This is a genomic window from Prevotella sp. P6B4, from assembly GCF_000619985.1.
In the GTDB taxonomy this organism is placed as follows: domain Bacteria; phylum Bacteroidota; class Bacteroidia; order Bacteroidales; family Bacteroidaceae; genus Prevotella.
Genome location: NZ_JHVE01000031.1, coordinates 1 through 17,405 on the forward strand (window position 1 = coordinate 1; position 17,405 = coordinate 17,405).

Consider the following 17,405-nt stretch of genomic DNA (forward strand, 5'->3'; position numbering starts at 1 on the left):
TACTTTAGACGGTCTGCGTAATCATGTTTCTTTCTTTTTCTTTCTAACATAATAAACCCCGAAAGTTTTTTGTCTAACTTTCGGGGTTCACCTCACATGGCGAGGGACTTTCTTTTCTTATTCTGCAACCTCCTCAGGTTTCATGTTTGTGTAAACGGTCTGAACGTCATCGAAGTCCTCGAGTTTCTCAACCATCTTATCGATGGTCTCGCGCTGCTCGGCAGTCACGTCTTTCAGATCGTTAGGAATACGGGTGAACTCAGCACCTGTTACCTCGAATCCATTCTCCTCCAAATGCTTCTGCACAGCACTAAAGCTTGAAGGATCTGCATAGATGGTAATGCTGTTCTCTTCCTCGTCCTCATCATACTCATCCTCTACACCGTAGTCAATCAGGTCGAGAATCATTTCGTCCATATCCAGTCCATCCTTCTTCTTGAAAGTGAACACAGACTTGTGATCGAACAAGAAGCTCAGAGATCCCTGAGTTCCCAGATTACCATTGAATTTGTTGAATACCGAACGAACATCACCCACAGTACGTGTTGTGTTATCGGTAAGGGTCTCAACAAAGATTGCGATTCCATGAGGTCCGTATCCTTCATAAGTCACTTCCTTGTAATCGCTCTGGTCCTTACCCATAGCATTCTTGATAGCACGCTCGATGTTATCCTTTGGCATATTCTCGCGCTTTGCGTTAGCAATGATAGCACGCAGTGCGGGATTGTTCTCGGGCTCTGGACCGCCTGCCTTTACGGCGATAGCAATCTGCTTACCAATCTTTGTAAATGTCTTGGCCATATGGCCCCATCGCTTCAGCTTTGTAGCTTTACGATATTCAAATGCTCTTCCCATATTAATTTACTATTTTACTATTTACATTTTACCATTTATCTCAGTTCCGCATTCAGCTGCTTTTTGAGTTGCGCTATAAGCTTGTTCATGATGGCCTCAATCTGCTTGTCACCCATGGTTTTCTCCTCGTCCTGGAGGATAAAGTTCACGGCGTAGCTCTTCTTATCTGCAGGCAGCTTGTCACCCTCATAAACGTCAAACAGTTCAACCTTCTTCAGCAACTTCTTCTCGGTCTGGCGAGCAATCTGCTCAATCTGGGCAAACTCTACACTCTTGTCAACCAACAGAGCCAGGTCGCGACTAACGGCCGGGAACTTTGGTACCTCGGTATAAAGCACCTCGTTCTTCTTAATTACCTTCATCAACGCAGTCCAGTTCAATTCGGCATAGAATACAGGTGCATCCAGTCCGAACAGCTTCAGCAGCTTCTTGGTAATAATACCCATCTCGATGAGTTTCTTACCTCCACGGTTCTCGATAGTAAGACCGGCCGAGAAGATGTCGTTCTCGCTCTTCTTGCGAACAATCATACCGGGCTTAACACCGATACGACGCAAAATATTCTCAACGTAGGCGCTCAGCTCGTAGAAGCTACTCTCCTCGTTAGCATGAGCCCAACTGCCCTCAACACGCTTACCTGTGAGCCACAGGGCAGCATGATACTGTTCCTTGTAAGCCTGCATAGGATCGTCGAGGTTAGCCTTCTCGGGATCGAAAGTATATACGTTACCGAACTCAAAGAATCGCAGGTTTCCGCGCTTGCGGTTCACATTGTGCTGTACGCTCTCCAAACCACCAAACAGCAATGTCTGGCGCATCACATTCAGATCGGTACTCAGTGGGTTCATAATCTTTACGCAGTTCTCGGCAGCGTAGGCATTATGCCCTTCGTAGTAAGCACCCTTGGTAAGCGAGTTGTTCAGAATCTCGTTAAAGCCCTCGCCTACAAGCTGCTCGCTAACAATGTTAGCCAGCTTGTGCTTCTGGTCTTCGTCGCCCTTAATTACCAGGCTACCCTTCAGCTGGGTTGGAATCTCTACATTATTATATCCGTAGATGCGCAGGATATCCTCTACTACATCGCAAGGACGGGTAACGTCCACACGGTAAGCAGGAATCTCCAGCTTCAGGCCCTCAGCAGTCTCCTCGAGCACCTTCATCTCCAGGCTCTCGCAGATGGCCTTGATCTTATCGGTTGGGATCTCCTTACCAACCAATCCGTGAACATACTGATATGAGAGATCTACTACGGCATTCTCCATCTTCTCGGGATACACGTCCACAATCTCCATGCTCACCTTACCGCCAGCCAGTTCCTTGCACAGGATAGCGGCCTGCTGCAGGGCGTAGATGGTGCCATTGGGATCAACACCACGCTCAAAACGGAAGCTAGCATCTGTGCTAAGTCCGTGGCGGCGTGCGCTCTTACGTATCCATGTTGGGTGGAAATAGGCACTCTCAAGCACCACATTCTTGGTAGTCTCGTAAGTACCGCTACCCTTACCACCGAAAACGCCGGCAATACACATGGGGTCCTCGGCATTGCAGATAGCCAGATCGCGGTCGCTCAGCTTGTGCTCCTCGCCGTCCAAAGTCTGGAATGGAGTGCCCTCGGGCATAGTCTTTACTACTATCTGATGCCCCTTTACCATGTCAGCATCAAAGGTATGCAAGGGCTGCCCATAGGCCATCATCACATAATTGGTAATGTCAACGATATTGTTGATGGGACGTAGTCCGATGGTATTCAACTTATTCTTTAACCACTCAGGACTCTCCTTGACTTCGCAATCCTTCACACTCACACAAGCATAGCGCTTACAAGCCTCAGTATTCTCAATCTTCACCTCAATAGGCAGGTCGTGATTATCAACCACGAACTTCGAACAATCAGGACGATGCATCTTAGTCTCATAGCCATTACTCTTCAACCAGGCATAAAGATCGCGCGCAACTCCCCAGTGGCTCAAACCATCAGCACGGTTGGCAGTGATATCTACCTCAATCAGCCAATCACTCTCAAGGTGGTAGTATTCTGCAGCAGGCGTACCTACCACAGCATCTTCAGGCAGCACGATAATACCAGCGTGGTCGGTGCCAATACCAATCTCATCTTCAGCGCAGATCATTCCATTTGACTCCACACCACGCAACTTGCTTTTCTTAATAACAAACTCCTGATCACCATCGTAGAGCACGCAGCCCAAATCTGCCACGATTACTTTCTGACCTGCGGCAACATTAGGTGCACCACAAACAATCTGTGATGGCTCTCCCTTACCCAGATCAACCGTTGTCACATGTAAGTGATCTGAATTTGGATGAGCCTCACAGGTAAGTACCTTACCTACATAGAGTCCCTTCAGACCGCCTTTAATACTCTGTACTTCTTCTAATGCGTCGACTTCCAGACCTGTTGATGTCAAAGCATCAGCAACCTGCTGTGCAGTCAGGTCGAAATCCACGTATTCCTTCAACCATTTGTAGGAAATATTCATTATACCAATTCTTTAGTAATTACTATCTTCGAAATTTCAGGATGCAAAGGTAGCAAAAAATTGGTATATACACAAATTTTTCCTGCAAAATCTATTCAATACACTTCATTAAGAAGTCAACGGCACCGTTTATGCCGAATTTTCGTACGTCAAGCGAGATATCATAGTTACGTGCATCGGTCCAATCCTTGCCTGTAAATGTCTTCGTGTACAGCTCACGACTATAATCATTGTCCACTACCATCGCAGCCGCATCTCTCACATCGAGACCGTACTTTTGAGCAATTCGACGCTTACGGCAGTCCTCGCTCGAGTGAATAAACAGTTTCAGACAATTGGGATGATTCTCGAAAATATGGAATCCGCATCGGCCAACAATCACACAACTCTCCTTCGAGGCAATCTGTTTAATGGCAGCACACTGGGCGTCAAACAACTCGTGACTGGTTTGATCCTGCTCTGCACCATCGTATTCCGCTTTCGCCATGTAGTTACGATAGAAATCGGTAAAATCATCCCGCCAAAGCGGATTACGTGTTTCAATCTTTTCCATGGCTTCTTCTACTACTTGGTTGCGCTTAGCCACCTCATTCAAAATCTGCTTATCCAGCAGTTTTACATTCAGTCTTCTGGCAATTTCCGCACCAATCTCATGTCCGCCTGTACCGAACTGACGACTGATTGTAATTACAAATTTCTCCTCCCTATTCATATCGTTCCAAGTTTTAGTTAATAGATTCTCTTTGATGTTGCAAAAATAAAAAAAAGATTTGGAATTACCAAACCTTTTCCTTTATTTTTTCATTTTTCAGTCTTTCATTTTCGCGTATCCAAGGTATTGTGCTACTGCATCCGCACATCGTTCTCCGTCAACACCTGCCGACACAATGCCGCCTGCATAGCCCGCACCCTCACCACAGGGGAAAAGCCCTTGAATACGAACATGCTGCAACGTTTCTCGATCACGAACAATACGCACTGGACTCGACGTACGCGTTTCTACCGCAATCATTACCGCCTCGTTAGTCAGAAAACCATGTGCGTTTTTACCGAAGGTCTTAAAGCCCTGTTGTAAACGCTTGCCAATCATTGGTGGCAACCAAAAATGCAACGGGCTCGAAATCAATCCTGGCGCATACGAAGACTTAGGCAAATCATAGCTCAACTTACCATTCACAAAGTCTGCCATACGCTGTGCAGGTGCCGTCTGTTTCATATTTCCTTGTTGCCAGCACGTCTTCTCCAATTGTTCCTGGAATCGCATCATAGCCAGACAGTCATCACCCTCAATATCCTCGGGACGTACCTCGACCACCATGCCGCTATTACTCCATGCTGTACCACGACTTGCCGGACTCATACCATTCACCACAATCTGTTCCTTATCGGTAGCTGCAGGAATTACAAAACCACCAGGACACATACAGAACGAATATACGCCACGACCATCAACCTGCGTAACCATTGCATATTCCGCAGCGGGCAACCATTGACCACGTCCCTGCTTGCTATGGTATTGTATCTGGTCTATCAGCTGACTCGGATGCTCTAATCGCACACCAACAGCTATTCCTTTCGCCTCAATCTCAATCTTTGCATCAGCCAGATAGCGATAAACATCTCGAGCCGAGTGACCTGTTGCTAGAATTACCGGACCATCATATTGCTGTTGTGTATCAGGACCTGGATGCTGACTGATAGCTTCAACACCTATCACTTTACCACCATCATCCATCACCAGTCGTGTCATTTTAGTCTGAAAATGCACTTCGCCACCACACCTGATGATTGTATTACGCATAGCCTCTATCACCTTTGGCAAACGGTCGGTACCAATATGCGGATGCGCATCAGCCAAAATAGCTGTCGAAGCCCCATGCTGACAAAACACATTAAGAATCTTATCCGTATTACCACGCTTTTTTGAACGCGTATATAACTTTCCATCACTATAAGCTCCAGCTCCACCCTCACCAAAACAATAGTTACTCTCACTATCTACCAGTTGTGTACGACTGATATTGGCCAAGTCTTTCTTTCGGTCATGAACATTCTTACCACGTTCCAGTACAATGGGGCGAAGTCCTAATTCTATCAGGCGCAAGGCTGCAAACAAACCACCAGGCCCCGCACCTACCACAATCACCTGCGGACGGTCTTCAACGTTTGGATATTCAGTGTGAACATATTCATCATCCTTCGGCAACTCGTTGACATAAACACGAACCTTCAGGTTGACAAAAATCTGTCGTTGTCGCGCATCAATACTACGTTTAAGTATCCTAATCCCGTTGATACTATTGGGACTGATACCATATTCATCGCTCAGATAGCTTGCTAACCTATCCTGCTGCGCTGCCACTTCCGGTCTGACTCTTATCTGATATTCATTAATCATTGTTTCTAGTATTTGATTAGGAAGGATCGTGGATAACGACCTTGATTTTAGAGATACGATGACCATCGAGTTCAGTAACCTCGAATGTAAAGTTTTCATAATCGAGACGCTCATGAAGCTCGGGGAAGTCACCTTTGATTTCTAACAGCAAACCTGCCAGCGAGTCAGCATCACCCTCCACTGCTTCAAATGTCTCGTCGTCAAGATCAAGAATCTTGTAGAAATCACTCAACAGGGTTTTGCCTTCAAACACATAGGTGTTGGCGTTGATACGGGTGTAGAATTTCTCCTCTTCATCGTACTCATCATTAATCTCGCCCACAATCTCCTCAAGGATATCCTCGAGGGTAATAATACCACTGGTGCCGCCAAACTCATCGACAACAATAGCGATATGAACCTTATTCTCTTGAAAATCACGCAACAAATCGTCAATTTTCTTAGTCTCCGGAACGAAGTAAGGCGGCCGAATAAGCGATTGCCAACGAAATGACGAAGGCTTGGAAAGATGAGGTAGTAAGTCCTTGATATACAGTATACCACGAATATTATCTATAGTGTCTTGGTAGACTGGGATACGCGAATAATTATTCTCAACAATACACTTGAGCACCTCTGGGAAGGACAGACGAAAATCGAGATCGACAACATCCTGACGGCTTGTCATTACCTCCTTGGCTGTCTCATCACCAAAACGAACTATACCCTCAAGCATATTCTTCTCTTCTTTGAGCTCATTCTCGTCAGTAAGTTCAAGAGCTTGTTCCAAGTCGTCAACACTAAGGGCATGATTTTCCTTCTGTACAACCTTCTCAGCAATGATACCAGAACGGATCAACACCGAAGAAAGTGGATAAAACAATTTACGAAGCACCATGATACTGCCAGCTACCCGACGGCAGAACAACAGAGCACGTTGACCAGCATAGACCTTCGGCATAATTTCACCAAATAGCAACAACAAGAAGGTCAGCAGAACAGTGATAACAACGAACTGCAACCAATAAGCAGCACCAAAATCGATGACATGTGCAAAAAAGTAATTGCAGAGCATAATAATGGTGACATTTACCAGATTATTGGTAATCAGGATTGTTGCCAAAGTGCGTTCAGAATCCTCGCGGAGTTGGAGTATGTACTTGTCGGCATCATCCCTCTCCTCATCGAGTTCATTGATATCATGAGGTGACAAAGAGAAAAAGGCTATTTCTGAACCGGATGCGAAACCGGAAAACAAAAGCAGCAATGCTGCTATAATAATCGCTATCACAGCCCCAAGACTTGGAGCTGTGACAGTAACTTCATTCAGGATTTGTTGAAGATAGTCCATTGTCTGATTTTGGTGAGAGCAATTCCATGTTGTCAGCCCATATCTCGGTTGCATAACGACGCTGACCCTGTTTGTCATCGTACGTAGTGTAACGGATACGACCTTCAATATACAATTTATCGCCCTTATGTACGTATTTCTCAACAATCTCGGCTAAACGGCGCCACAGAATAACGTTATGCCAATCTGTATGATCGGGAACCTGGGTACCATTCTGGAGGGTATAACCACGTTCTGTGGTTGCCAAGCGAACACGCGCCACAGCTACACCCTGATCAACATAACGAACTTCAGGATCCTGGCCTACATTGCCAATAAGCATAACCTTATTCATAATTGTAGTGATTTTAGTTGCAACTTATTTAGTTTTTCCTAAGAAACGGAATTTAAAATTCTTCCCCTTAGGCGACGGAAATTGACTACGAGAATCTACACGATCACGCAGATAATCAATAATACGTTCGTAACACTCCATACCTGAGAAGGCTTTTACACGTGCAACAAATTGTGTGTCACGATACTCGAATTTACCTGTACCTGGTACCATCAGTACACGTTTGAAGTCCACAATACCCTCATACCAGCCTTCGTTGACTTCCTGCAAACGAACCAGCGCTGGTGTTTGCTTGGCAGCATGAGCGTTGGCCTCAGTAGGATGTACGGCTTTCTTGTCCTTAAAGTCCTGCATGGTCTCGGCATCAGTCTTAATTATAATGAAATAAACCCTGGGGTGAACTTTATATCTTTTAGGATAGAACACGTCGCTCTGTGCGTATTCGCGGATATCGGCCTCTAACAGAGGATTCATATCAATCTCATTGATTGATGCTAAAAAATCGATAGCCTCGTCAACAGTCTTAACGAGTGTCTCCTTATCAAAATATCTAATATATAAATTCATATTTGGTTGTTAAAGTAAAGATGTTGTTGTCGTTGTTTTCCTTATTAAGAGAGCGGAAAACGGGACTCGGACCCGCGACCCCAACCTTGGCAAGGTTGTGCTCTACCAACTGAGCTATTTCCGCAAAAAAGTCAATTATAAATGGTGAAGAGGAGGAGACTCGAACTCCCACGTCGCAATTGACACTACCCCCTCAAAGTAGCGCGTCTACCAATTCCGCCACCTCTCCAACATACGCTGAATAAAAAAGAGTGCCCAGAACAGGACTCGAACCTGCACGCCTTGCGGCACACGCACCTGAAACGTGCGCGTCTACCAATTCCGCCACCTGGGCATTTTTACCATTAAGGCCATTCCTTAATGACTCTTTTTTGTTCAACAAGTGAGCGGAAAACGGGACTCGGACCCGCGACCCCAACCTTGGCAAGGTTGTGCTCTACCAACTGAGCTATTTCCGCGTTATTCTCTTTATCAGAGGCATCTCTCTTGATTGCGGGTGCAAAGGTAATGCTTTTTTTGGAACTGACAAACTTTTCGGGCATTTTTTTTCGAAAAAAGTGCCATTTTATCGATTTTTTTACAAAATCAGGCCTTAATCCATGCGATTCCGGTAATCTTCGTACTCAAAACGGCGCAAAACCTCTAAATCACCATTGGTACGCAACATGCCAATAGCAGGATGTGAAATTCCGTTAAAAGTGCAAGTTTTCACCGTTGTATAGTGAATCATATCCTCGAAAATCACTTCCTCTCCTATTTTCAGGTTGTGATTGAAAACCCATGAACCCATAAAATCACCACTCAAACAACTATTACCGCCCAAACGATATGTCATCGGTTCGGTAGCTTTTTCAATATCCACAATCTCTGCGCCACGTACTTCAGGCATATAAGGCATCTCCAAACAGTCAGGCATATGACATGTGAAGCTGACGTCAAGAATGGCTGTTTTGATTCCTTTGTCCTCCACAAGGTCAACTACATGCGATACAAGCGGACCAGTTTGCCAGGCAAACGCACTACCAGGCTCAAGGATTACCTGAAGCCAAGGATAGCGACTCTTGAAGTCGCGCATCAACTGGATAAGCAGTTCCACATCGTAATCTTTACGGGTCATGAGATGCCCACCACCAAAATTAATCCATTTAAGCTGAGGGAACCATTTAGCAAATTTCTCCTCGATATGTACAAGAGTACGCTGGAACACATCTGCCCCACTCTCGCAATGACAATGGCAGTGAAAACCTTCAATATCGGCAGGCAACTGCTCGGGCAGTTTATCTGCAGTAATACCAAAACGCGTGCCTGGTGCGCATGGATTATATAATAAGGTACCAACCTCCGAATATTCTGGATTAACACGCAGTCCTAATGATACTGACTGGGCCTGCTGGTGAAAACGCTCATACTGCGACAGCGAGTTGAAGGTAATGTGGGATGAGCACTTCACAATCTCAGGAAATTCCTCTTCTGTATAGGCAGGTGAGTATGTATGGGCAGGCGCCTTGAACTCCTCGAACGCCAAACGGGCCTCCGACAGTGAACTGGCGGTAGTGCTGTGGATATACTCACGGAAAATTGGGAACGTCTTCCAAAGGGCAAAAGCTTTGAAAGCAAGTATCACTTCAATATCGGCTTTCGCCGCAACTTCAGCAATCAGACTGAGGTTACGGCGAAGCTTTGTTTCTTCTATAATATAAATAGGTGTATTCATTTATTTCTTTAATGGAACTGTAAAGCTAAAAGTACTACCTTGTCCCTCAATGGACTCTACATAACAATCTCCTCCGTTCTTTCTGGCGAAGTCCTGACACAACTGCAAGCCGAGTCCAGAGCCTTCCTCACCGCCGGTTCCGTAGGTAGTATCACCTTTCTTAAAAATAGAACCGATACGATCGGCAGCTATACCAACACCATGGTCGGTGACGCTGATTCTTGCAAAATCTCCATCAGAATTCATCTTGATATCGATGGTCGAATTCTCTGGCGAGAACTTGATAGCATTCGACAGGAAATTACGCATTACCGTCTTCAGCATGTCGTTGTCGGCAGTAACAATAAGGCTATCGCTCGACGGCAACAGGTTCAACTTAATCTGCTTGGTCTGCGCAATCATCTCGAAGATTTCAACAACACCAGGAATAATATCATTCAGATCGAGATCCTGAATAACCACATTCAGACGCCCAGTCTGACTCTTGGTCCACTTCAACAAGTTGTCAAGCAGATCGTGTACATCCTCCGATTCCCGATTTGCCTTATCCAACAACTCATACAGTTCAGGGCCTACAGTCTCAGGCGATGTTGATGCAACCACCAGATTGAGCACCATACGGATGCTGGCCATGGGTGAACGAAGATCGTGGGCAATAACTGAGTACATCTTATCGCGATTGGCGAGTGTAGCACGCAAATCGGTATTCTGCTGTTCAATGATACGCTTGGCAGCCACCAATGAAATCTGCTGCATCACACGCATCACCAACTCCTCCTTATTAAAAGGCTTGGTCAGGAAGTCACTGGCACCAACCTGGAATCCACGTACCAGATCCTGCGGTGTATTGAGTGCAGTTAGGAAGATGATGGGGATATCCTTAGTAGCTTCGTCCTTCTTCAGAATGATGGCAGCATCGAACCCACTAATGTCAGGCATCATGACATCGAGCAGAATCAAATCAGGTTTCTGACTTCTTGCCTGCTCAATACAAGTGGTGCCGTTGTTAGCGGTACATACTTGGAATTTCTCATTGGTAAGCAATATCTTCAACAAAAGGACATTACTTACTACATCGTCAACAATGAGTATTTTATACTCACTGCGGTTTATTTTAGATTCAAGAGTATCTGCTACATCCATTCTATAGAGTCAATTATTTAATACAATGACTTTGCAAAAATAGTGCAATAATTTGAAACTACCAAATTATTACACCATTTTTTTGCATTTTAGGGTCATAAAAGGGCTTTTACCCTCTTATCTTAGCGATATTCAGCCCACGATTTGATACCAATTTCATTTAATTTTATGGTACAGAATGCGTGAATGAACGCACTAGCCAAACGTGAATTGGTAATCAGAGGCACATTGAGGTCGATGGCCGCACGGCGAATCTTATAACCGTTGGTCAACTCATGGCTGGTCAAGTCCTTTGGAATATTGACTACCATATCAATCTTGTGCTCGTGGAGCAGATCGAGGGCCTGTGGCTGTGCATCCTCTGAGGGCCAATACACCATGGTATTCTGTACACCGTTGTCGGTCAGATACTTAGAAGTACCGCCTGTAGCATAGAGTTCATAGCCATTGTCGACCAGCTGACGGGCAGCGTCGAGCATCTCAGCCTTCTGCTTAGCCGAACCCGTAGAGAGCAGCACCGTCTTCTTGGGGATACGGTGCCCCACACTAAGCATGGCCTTGAGCAGTGCAGTGTCGGTATTATCGCCAATACAACCAACTTCACCAGTCGATGCCATATCAACACCAAGCACAGGGTCGGCCTTCTGCAGACGATTAAAGCTGAACTGCGATGCCTTGATGCCGACATAGTCCAAATCGAACAGGTTCTTGGCGGGCTTCTCAACTGGCAGACCAAGCATCACCTTGGTGGCCAGATCAATAAGGTTCAGCTTTAGCACCTTGCTAACAAATGGGAACGAACGCGAAGCGCGCAGATTACACTCGATAACAAGAATGTCGTTCTCGCGGGCCATATACTGGATGTTGAACGGACCATTGATATGTAAAGCCTTTGCAATCTGACGCGAGATGCGCTTGATACGACGAACGGTCTCTACATACAGTTTCTGTGGGGGGAACTGGATGGTGGCATCTCCAGAATGCACGCCGGCGAACTCGATATGCTCACTGATGGCATATGCCAGAATTTCACCATCCTTAGCTACAGCATCCATTTCAATTTCCTTGGCATTCTCAATGAACTTTGAAACAACCACAGGATGATCTTCCGACACATTGGCTGCCAACTGCAGGAACTTCTCAAGTTCTTCCTTGTTCGAGCAGACATTCATAGCAGCACCCGAGAGCACATACGAGGGACGCACCAGTACAGGGAATCCTACACGGTCCACAAAGCGGTCGATATCCTCCATCGATGTGAGTGCGCTCCATTCAGGCTGGTTTACGCCTATCTCATTGAGCATCTGTGAGAACTTAGCACGATCCTCTGCACCATCAATATCAACAGCCTGAGTACCAAGGATGTTTACGTGCTGTTCGTCGAGATATACAGCCAGATTGTTAGGAATCTGTCCACCTGTCGAAACAATCACACCGTAAGGCTGTTCCATATCGATGATATCGAGCACGCGCTCAAAGGTGAGTTCATCAAAGTACAGACGATCACACATATCATAGTCTGTCGACACAGTCTCCGGGTTATAGTTGATCATCACCGAGCGCCAGCCTTCCTTACGGATGGTGTTCAGCGCCTGCACGCCACACCAGTCGAACTCTACCGAAGAACCGATACGATAGGCACCAGAGCCAAGCACGATGATGCTCTTCTTGTCGGCCTCGAACTGGATATCACTGGCAACGCCACTGTAAGTCACGTACAGATAGTTGGTCTGTGCAGGATACTCGGCAGCCAAGGTGTCAATCTGCTTGACTACAGGCAGGATACCGAACTGCTTACGACGGTTACGCACCAGCAGCAGTGCCTCGTGCATATTACGAGTCTCGCCCTCTAATCCGATAGCACGGGCAATCTGGAAATCGGTAAAGCCGTATACCTTCGCCTCGCGCAACAGGTCTTTCTCAAGCGTATTGATATTCTGTTTCTTCAACTTCTCGTCAATATCTATGATATGCTTCAGCTTCTGCAGGAACCACTTATCAATCTTGGTCAACTCATGAATGCGGTCGATGTCGTAAAGCTTATCATGCATGGCCTTCGAGATAACGAAGATACGCTTATCTGTTGGCTCACGCAGCGCAGCATCGATATCGTTAATCTTCAATTCCTTGTTCTCTACGAAACCATGCATACCCTGTCCGATCATACGCAAGCCTTTCTGGATAGCCTCCTCAAAGTTACGACCTATGGCCATCACCTCGCCCACCGACTTCATCGAAGAGCCGAGCTCCTTGTCAACACCGTGGAACTTCGAGAGGTCCCAGCGTGGAATCTTACATACCACATAGTCGAGTGCAGGCTCAAAGAAGGCGCTGGTAGTCTTGGTTACCGAGTTCTTCAGCTCAAACAAGCCATAGCCCATACCCAGCTTGGCAGCAACGAAAGCCAAGGGATAACCGGTGGCCTTTGATGCCAATGCCGATGAACGGCTCAAACGGGCGTTCACCTCAATCACGCGATAGTCTTCCGACTGTGGGTCGAAAGCGTACTGCACATTACACTCACCAACGATACCGATATGACGGATAATCTTAATGGCCAGTGCGCGGAGTTTGTGATATTCAGAGTTAGTAAGCGTCTGTGAAGGCGCAATCACAATCGACTCGCCGGTATGAATGCCCAGAGGGTCGAAGTTCTCCATATTACATACGGTGATACAGTTGTCATACTTATCGCGTACCACCTCATACTCTATCTCTTTCCAACCTTTCAGCGACTTCTCTACCAGTACCTGAGGCGAGAAGGCAAAGGCTTTCTCGGCCAACTTATCGAGTTCTTCCTCGTTGTCGCAGAAACCCGATCCCAGTCCGCCGAGAGCGTAAGCCGCACGCAGAATAACAGGATAGCCCAGAGTCTTAGCTGCCTGACGTGCGCTCTCGATATCCGAGCAAGCCTCGCTCTTGATGGTCTTCACACCGATCTCGTCGAGTTTCTTAACGAAGAGTTCGCGGTCTTCTGTATCCATGATGGCCTGCACCGGTGTACCCAGCACCTTCACGCCGTATTTCTCCAGCACGCCACTCTGATAGAGCTCCACGCCGCAGTTCAAAGCCGTCTGACCACCGAATGCCAGCAAGATGCCGTCAGGACGCTCCTTCTCGATGACACGCTCTACGAAATAGGGCTGAACAGGCAGATAGTAAATCTCATCGGCCACACCCTCAGATGTCTGAACGGTAGCGATATTCGGATTAATCAAGACCGTTTTCACCCCTTCTTCGCGCAAGGCTTTCAGGGCCTGTGAACCACTATAGTCGAACTCACCGGCCTCGCCGATCTTCAATGCGCCGCTACCCAGCAACAATACCTTCTTTATACTATTATCTTTCATAATGTCTCAATAAAACGGTCAAACATAAATTCTGTATCAACAGGACCAGAGCAGGCCTCTGGGTGGAACTGGCTTGAGAACCAAGGCAGCGACAGGTGACGAATACCCTCGTTAGAGCCATCGTTCATATTGACGAAAAGCTCGCGCCAGTCATTGCCCAGTGTAGAGGCGTCAACAGCATATCCATGATTCTGAGAGGTAACATAGCAACGGTTGGTACCCACTTCGCGAACAGGCTGGTTGTGCGAACGGTGTCCGTACTTCAGTTTGTAAATAGTGGCACCACCGGCCTTGGCCAGCAACTGGTTACCCATACAGATACCACAGATAGGCTTACGCGAAGCCGACATCTGCTTTCTCAGGATCTCTACAGCGTCTACACACATATCAGGATCACCAGGGCCGTTAGCCAGGAAAAGTCCGTCGAATTCCATGTTGGTATAGTCATAATTCCAAGGTACGCGGATCACCTCGACACCGCGATTGATGAGGCAGCGGATGATGTTATTCTTCACACCACAATCCACGAGCACCACCTTGCGACCAGCACCTTCATTGTAGCGGATAACATCTTTGCACGATACCTTGTCAACCCAGTTAATACCCTCATACTCTGCTGTAGGAATGTTATCGGGCTCGTCGTCGAAAAGTATCTGTCCCATCATTACACCATGCTCACGCAGTACTTTGGTAAGCTCACGTGTATCAATACCTGTAATGCCGGGCACGCCCTCGCGTTTCAGCCAGTCGCCCAGGCTCTCATTGGCATTCCAGTGAGAATAAGCCTGACTGTAGTCGCTCACAATGATGGCCGATGCATAAATCTTATCGCTCTCCATGAAGGTAGCCAAGCCATTAGCCTCGACGCTGAATGGGGGCACACCATAGTTTCCCACCAAGGGGAAAGTCAGGGTCATCAACTGTCCGGCATAGCTGGGATCGGTCAGCGACTCAGGGTAACCCATCATCGCCGTGTTGAATACCACCTCACCAGCTACAGGCTGCTCGCTACCGAAGCTCTTGCCGTGAAATTTTGTTCCGTCCGAAAGGACCAGTGTTACATCTCTCATATTCTACGTTTAATATATCTTTTTGCTCTAATTTCAGAAAAAAGGCGAAACGTTTAAAAAACGAATCGCCCTAAATTTATTCAACAGTAACGGATTTGGCTAAGTTTCTCGGCTGGTCAACGTTCTTGCCTTTGCAAACAGCAACGTGATAAGCCAACAACTGCAGAGGAATCGTGGCAACCAATGGTTCCAGACACTCAATCACGTCGGGCAACTCAATCACCTCATCGGCAATCTTGGAAATAGTGTCATCGCCCTTGGAAACGAGCGCAATAACCCTACCCTGACGCGCCTTAATCTCCTGAATGTTCGACAGCACCTTCTCGTACATCGCATTGTGGGTAGCGATGACAACAACAGGCATGTCTGAGTCAATCAGTGCGATAGGTCCGTGTTTCATCTCGGCCGCAGGATATCCTTCGGCGTGGATGTAAGAAATCTCCTTCAGTTTCAGCGCACCCTCAAGAGCAACGGGGTAAGAGAAGCCACGTCCTAAATAGAGGAAATTGTGCGCGTATGTAAAGGTGCGTGCCAAATCGGCCACCTTCTCGTTTGTCTGCAGCACCTCGCGGATCTTCGTCGGGATCTCGCTCAGTCCCTTTACTATCTTCAGATACTCATTGCGATCGATGGTTCCCTTTGCTTCACCCATGGCCAGTGCAATCATTGTGAGCACGGTCACCTGACCAGTGAATGCCTTGGTAGAAGCCACACCGATCTCAGGACCCACATGGATGTAAGTACCAGTATCAGTAGCACGAGGAATAGAAGAACCGATGGCGTTACAGATACCATAGATAAAGGCACCCTTTTCCTTGGCCAGCTGAACAGCAGCCAACGTATCGGCAGTCTCGCCACTCTGAGAGATAGCTATCACCACATCACCCTTACCTACTACAGGATTACGATAACGGAACTCTGAAGCGTACTCCACTTCTACGGGGATACGACAGAGTGTCTCAATAATCTGTTTGCCGATCAGTCCGGCATGCCATGAAGTTCCGCAAGCCACGATAACCACACGCTTTGCGCTAAGCAACTCACGGCGATAGTCGATAAGCGCCGACAATGTTACATGGTCTGCTTCTACATTCACACGACCACGCATACAGTTAGTCAGACACTCTGGCTGCTCAAAAATCTCCTTCAGCATGAAGTGCGGATAACCACCCTTCTCTATCTGACCGAGGTCGATATCTACCGTTTTAACAGCCAGATTCTGATCTTCACCTTGGATATTGACCACGTGCAGATCCTGACCACGACGAATCACGGCAATGTTACCATCCTCGAGATAAACCACCTTATCAGTATATTCCACGATAGGACTGGCATCCGAACCGAGGAAGAACTCATCTTTTCCGATACCGACTACCAGCGGACTCTGTTTACGAGCGCAGATAATCTGGTCGGCATCACGCTTATCGAGTACAGCGATGGCGTAAGCACCAATTACCTGATAGAGTGCTATCTGAACAGCAGTAAGCAGGTCGAGATTCTTATGTTCCTTAATATATTCTATCAACTGTACCAGCACCTCAGTATCGGTATCCGAAACGAAGTGTACGCCTTTCTGCTGCAGTTTCCCCTTCAGCTCGGCATAGTTCTCAATAATACCGTTATGGATGATGGCCAGGTTCTTACTTTCAGAATAGTGTGGATGGGCATTACGCGAAGATGGTTCGCCATGAGTAGCCCAACGCGTATGAGCAATACCTACAGTTCCGGTTGTATTTTTGTCATTGCAATACTCACAAAGATTGTCGACTTTACCTTTCGACTTGTAAACATTCAAGTCACCATCGCTATTGATAAGAGCTACGCCAGCGCTATCGTAACCACGATATTCTAATCGGCGCAAGCCTTTAATCAGTATGGGGAAAGCTTCTTTATTCCCGATGTATCCTACGATTCCGCACATACTATAATTTGTCTTTTTGTCGTCTTTATTGTATTTTCGGCTGCAAAATTACAATAAAAATCTGAATCGACAAACGTTTTGCTAAAAAAACTTTCGAAAAAGTTACATAAAACAAAAATCCACCATGATTCGCATCATGATGGATTCTTGCGGTGCGTACGAGATTCGAACTCGTGACCTCCTGCGTGACAGGCAGGCATTCTAACCTACTGAACTAACGCACCA

Annotated in this window: 12 protein-coding genes and 5 tRNA genes; all 17 read right to left on the reverse strand. The window is 46.6% G+C overall.

Annotation, left to right across the window (positions count from 1 at the left end; genetic code table 11):
• Window positions 1–117: 117 nt before the first annotated feature.
• Window positions 118–855 carry a YebC/PmpR family DNA-binding transcriptional regulator gene (locus T491_RS0114670; RefSeq protein ID WP_013065643.1) on the reverse strand — a complete coding sequence of 246 codons (738 nt, stop codon included), beginning with the start codon at window positions 853–855 and terminating at the stop codon, window positions 118–120.
• A 35-nt stretch (window positions 856–890) separates the two neighbouring features.
• Window positions 891–3,353, reverse strand: coding sequence for a phenylalanine--tRNA ligase subunit beta (pheT, locus tag T491_RS0114675; protein WP_028904555.1), 2,463 nt, complete (start codon window positions 3,351–3,353; stop codon window positions 891–893).
• Window positions 3,354–3,444: 91 nt separating this feature from the next.
• Entirely contained in the window at window positions 3,445–4,065 is a 621-nt protein-coding gene (locus T491_RS0114680) for an AAA family ATPase (RefSeq protein ID WP_028904556.1), read from the reverse strand.
• A gap of 96 nt (window positions 4,066–4,161) precedes the next feature.
• A complete protein-coding gene (locus tag T491_RS0114685; protein ID WP_028904557.1) occupies window positions 4,162–5,751 on the reverse strand; it encodes an NAD(P)/FAD-dependent oxidoreductase in 1,590 nt (529 codons plus the stop codon).
• Between the two features lie 16 nt (window positions 5,752–5,767).
• Window positions 5,768–7,081 carry a gliding motility-associated protein GldE gene (gene gldE, locus T491_RS0114690; protein ID WP_028904558.1) on the reverse strand — a complete coding sequence of 438 codons (1,314 nt, stop codon included), beginning with the start codon at window positions 7,079–7,081 and terminating at the stop codon, window positions 5,768–5,770.
• Complete coding sequence (locus T491_RS16725) at window positions 7,053–7,415, reverse strand: single-stranded DNA-binding protein (protein WP_033147893.1); 363 nt, start codon at window positions 7,413–7,415, stop codon at window positions 7,053–7,055. The genes gldE and T491_RS16725 overlap by 29 nt, the downstream gene beginning before the upstream one ends.
• A 24-nt stretch (window positions 7,416–7,439) precedes the next feature.
• Complete coding sequence (locus T491_RS0114700; protein WP_028904559.1) at window positions 7,440–7,982, reverse strand: hypothetical protein; 543 nt, start codon at window positions 7,980–7,982, stop codon at window positions 7,440–7,442.
• A 51-nt stretch (window positions 7,983–8,033) separates the two neighbouring features.
• Window positions 8,034–8,106 (reverse strand) — tRNA-Gly (locus tag T491_RS0114705).
• Window positions 8,107–8,124: 18 nt separating this feature from the next.
• Window positions 8,125–8,211 (reverse strand) — tRNA-Leu (locus tag T491_RS0114710).
• Between the two features lie 23 nt (window positions 8,212–8,234).
• Window positions 8,235–8,316, reverse strand: a tRNA-Leu gene (locus T491_RS0114715).
• Window positions 8,317–8,367: 51 nt separating this feature from the next.
• A tRNA-Gly gene (locus T491_RS0114720) sits at window positions 8,368–8,440 on the reverse strand.
• A gap of 134 nt (window positions 8,441–8,574) precedes the next feature.
• Window positions 8,575–9,696 (reverse strand): carboxynorspermidine decarboxylase, encoded by a 1,122-nt coding sequence (gene nspC, locus T491_RS0114725; RefSeq protein ID WP_028904560.1) that lies wholly within the window; start codon window positions 9,694–9,696, stop codon window positions 8,575–8,577.
• A complete protein-coding gene (locus T491_RS0114730) occupies window positions 9,697–10,839 on the reverse strand; it encodes a hybrid sensor histidine kinase/response regulator (protein ID WP_028904561.1) in 1,143 nt (380 codons plus the stop codon).
• A gap of 122 nt (window positions 10,840–10,961) precedes the next feature.
• Window positions 10,962–14,189, reverse strand: coding sequence for a carbamoyl-phosphate synthase (glutamine-hydrolyzing) large subunit (carB, locus tag T491_RS0114735; RefSeq protein WP_028904562.1), 3,228 nt, complete (start codon window positions 14,187–14,189; stop codon window positions 10,962–10,964).
• The gene (gene carA / locus T491_RS0114740) at window positions 14,186–15,259 is read right to left on the reverse strand and encodes a glutamine-hydrolyzing carbamoyl-phosphate synthase small subunit (protein ID WP_028904563.1); all 1,074 of its coding nucleotides are present in this window, start codon (window positions 15,257–15,259) and stop codon (window positions 14,186–14,188) included. Before carA ends, carB begins: the two co-directional genes overlap by 4 nt.
• A 76-nt stretch (window positions 15,260–15,335) precedes the next feature.
• The gene (gene glmS / locus T491_RS0114745; protein ID WP_028904564.1) at window positions 15,336–17,180 is read right to left on the reverse strand and encodes a glutamine--fructose-6-phosphate transaminase (isomerizing); all 1,845 of its coding nucleotides are present in this window, start codon (window positions 17,178–17,180) and stop codon (window positions 15,336–15,338) included.
• Window positions 17,181–17,330: 150 nt separating this feature from the next.
• Window positions 17,331–17,404: transfer RNA gene (locus tag T491_RS0114750), tRNA-Asp, on the reverse strand.
• Window position 17,405: the final 1 nt, after the last annotated feature.

What these genes read in the sequence shown, in the direction of transcription:
- gldE (WP_028904558.1), bottom strand. Translation starts at nt 7,081, where the DNA reads ATGGACTATCTTCAACAAATCCTGAATGAAGTTACTGTCACAGCTCCA.
- T491_RS0114670 (WP_013065643.1), bottom strand. Translation starts at nt 855, where the DNA reads ATGGGAAGAGCATTTGAATATCGTAAAGCTACAAAGCTGAAGCGATGG.
- T491_RS16725 (WP_033147893.1), bottom strand. Translation starts at nt 7,415, where the DNA reads ATGAATAAGGTTATGCTTATTGGCAATGTAGGCCAGGATCCTGAAGTT.
- glmS (WP_028904564.1), bottom strand. Translation starts at nt 17,180, where the DNA reads ATGTGCGGAATCGTAGGATACATCGGGAATAAAGAAGCTTTCCCCATA.
- nspC (WP_028904560.1), bottom strand. Translation starts at nt 9,696, where the DNA reads ATGAATACACCTATTTATATTATAGAAGAAACAAAGCTTCGCCGTAAC.
- T491_RS0114730 (WP_028904561.1), bottom strand. Translation starts at nt 10,839, where the DNA reads ATGGATGTAGCAGATACTCTTGAATCTAAAATAAACCGCAGTGAGTAT.
- T491_RS0114685 (WP_028904557.1), bottom strand. Translation starts at nt 5,751, where the DNA reads ATGATTAATGAATATCAGATAAGAGTCAGACCGGAAGTGGCAGCGCAG.
- T491_RS0114680 (WP_028904556.1), bottom strand. Translation starts at nt 4,065, where the DNA reads ATGAATAGGGAGGAGAAATTTGTAATTACAATCAGTCGTCAGTTCGGT.
- carA (WP_028904563.1), bottom strand. Translation starts at nt 15,259, where the DNA reads ATGAGAGATGTAACACTGGTCCTTTCGGACGGAACAAAATTTCACGGC.
- T491_RS0114700 (WP_028904559.1), bottom strand. Translation starts at nt 7,982, where the DNA reads ATGAATTTATATATTAGATATTTTGATAAGGAGACACTCGTTAAGACT.
- pheT (WP_028904555.1), bottom strand. Translation starts at nt 3,353, where the DNA reads ATGAATATTTCCTACAAATGGTTGAAGGAATACGTGGATTTCGACCTG.
- carB (WP_028904562.1), bottom strand. Translation starts at nt 14,189, where the DNA reads ATGAAAGATAATAGTATAAAGAAGGTATTGTTGCTGGGTAGCGGCGCA.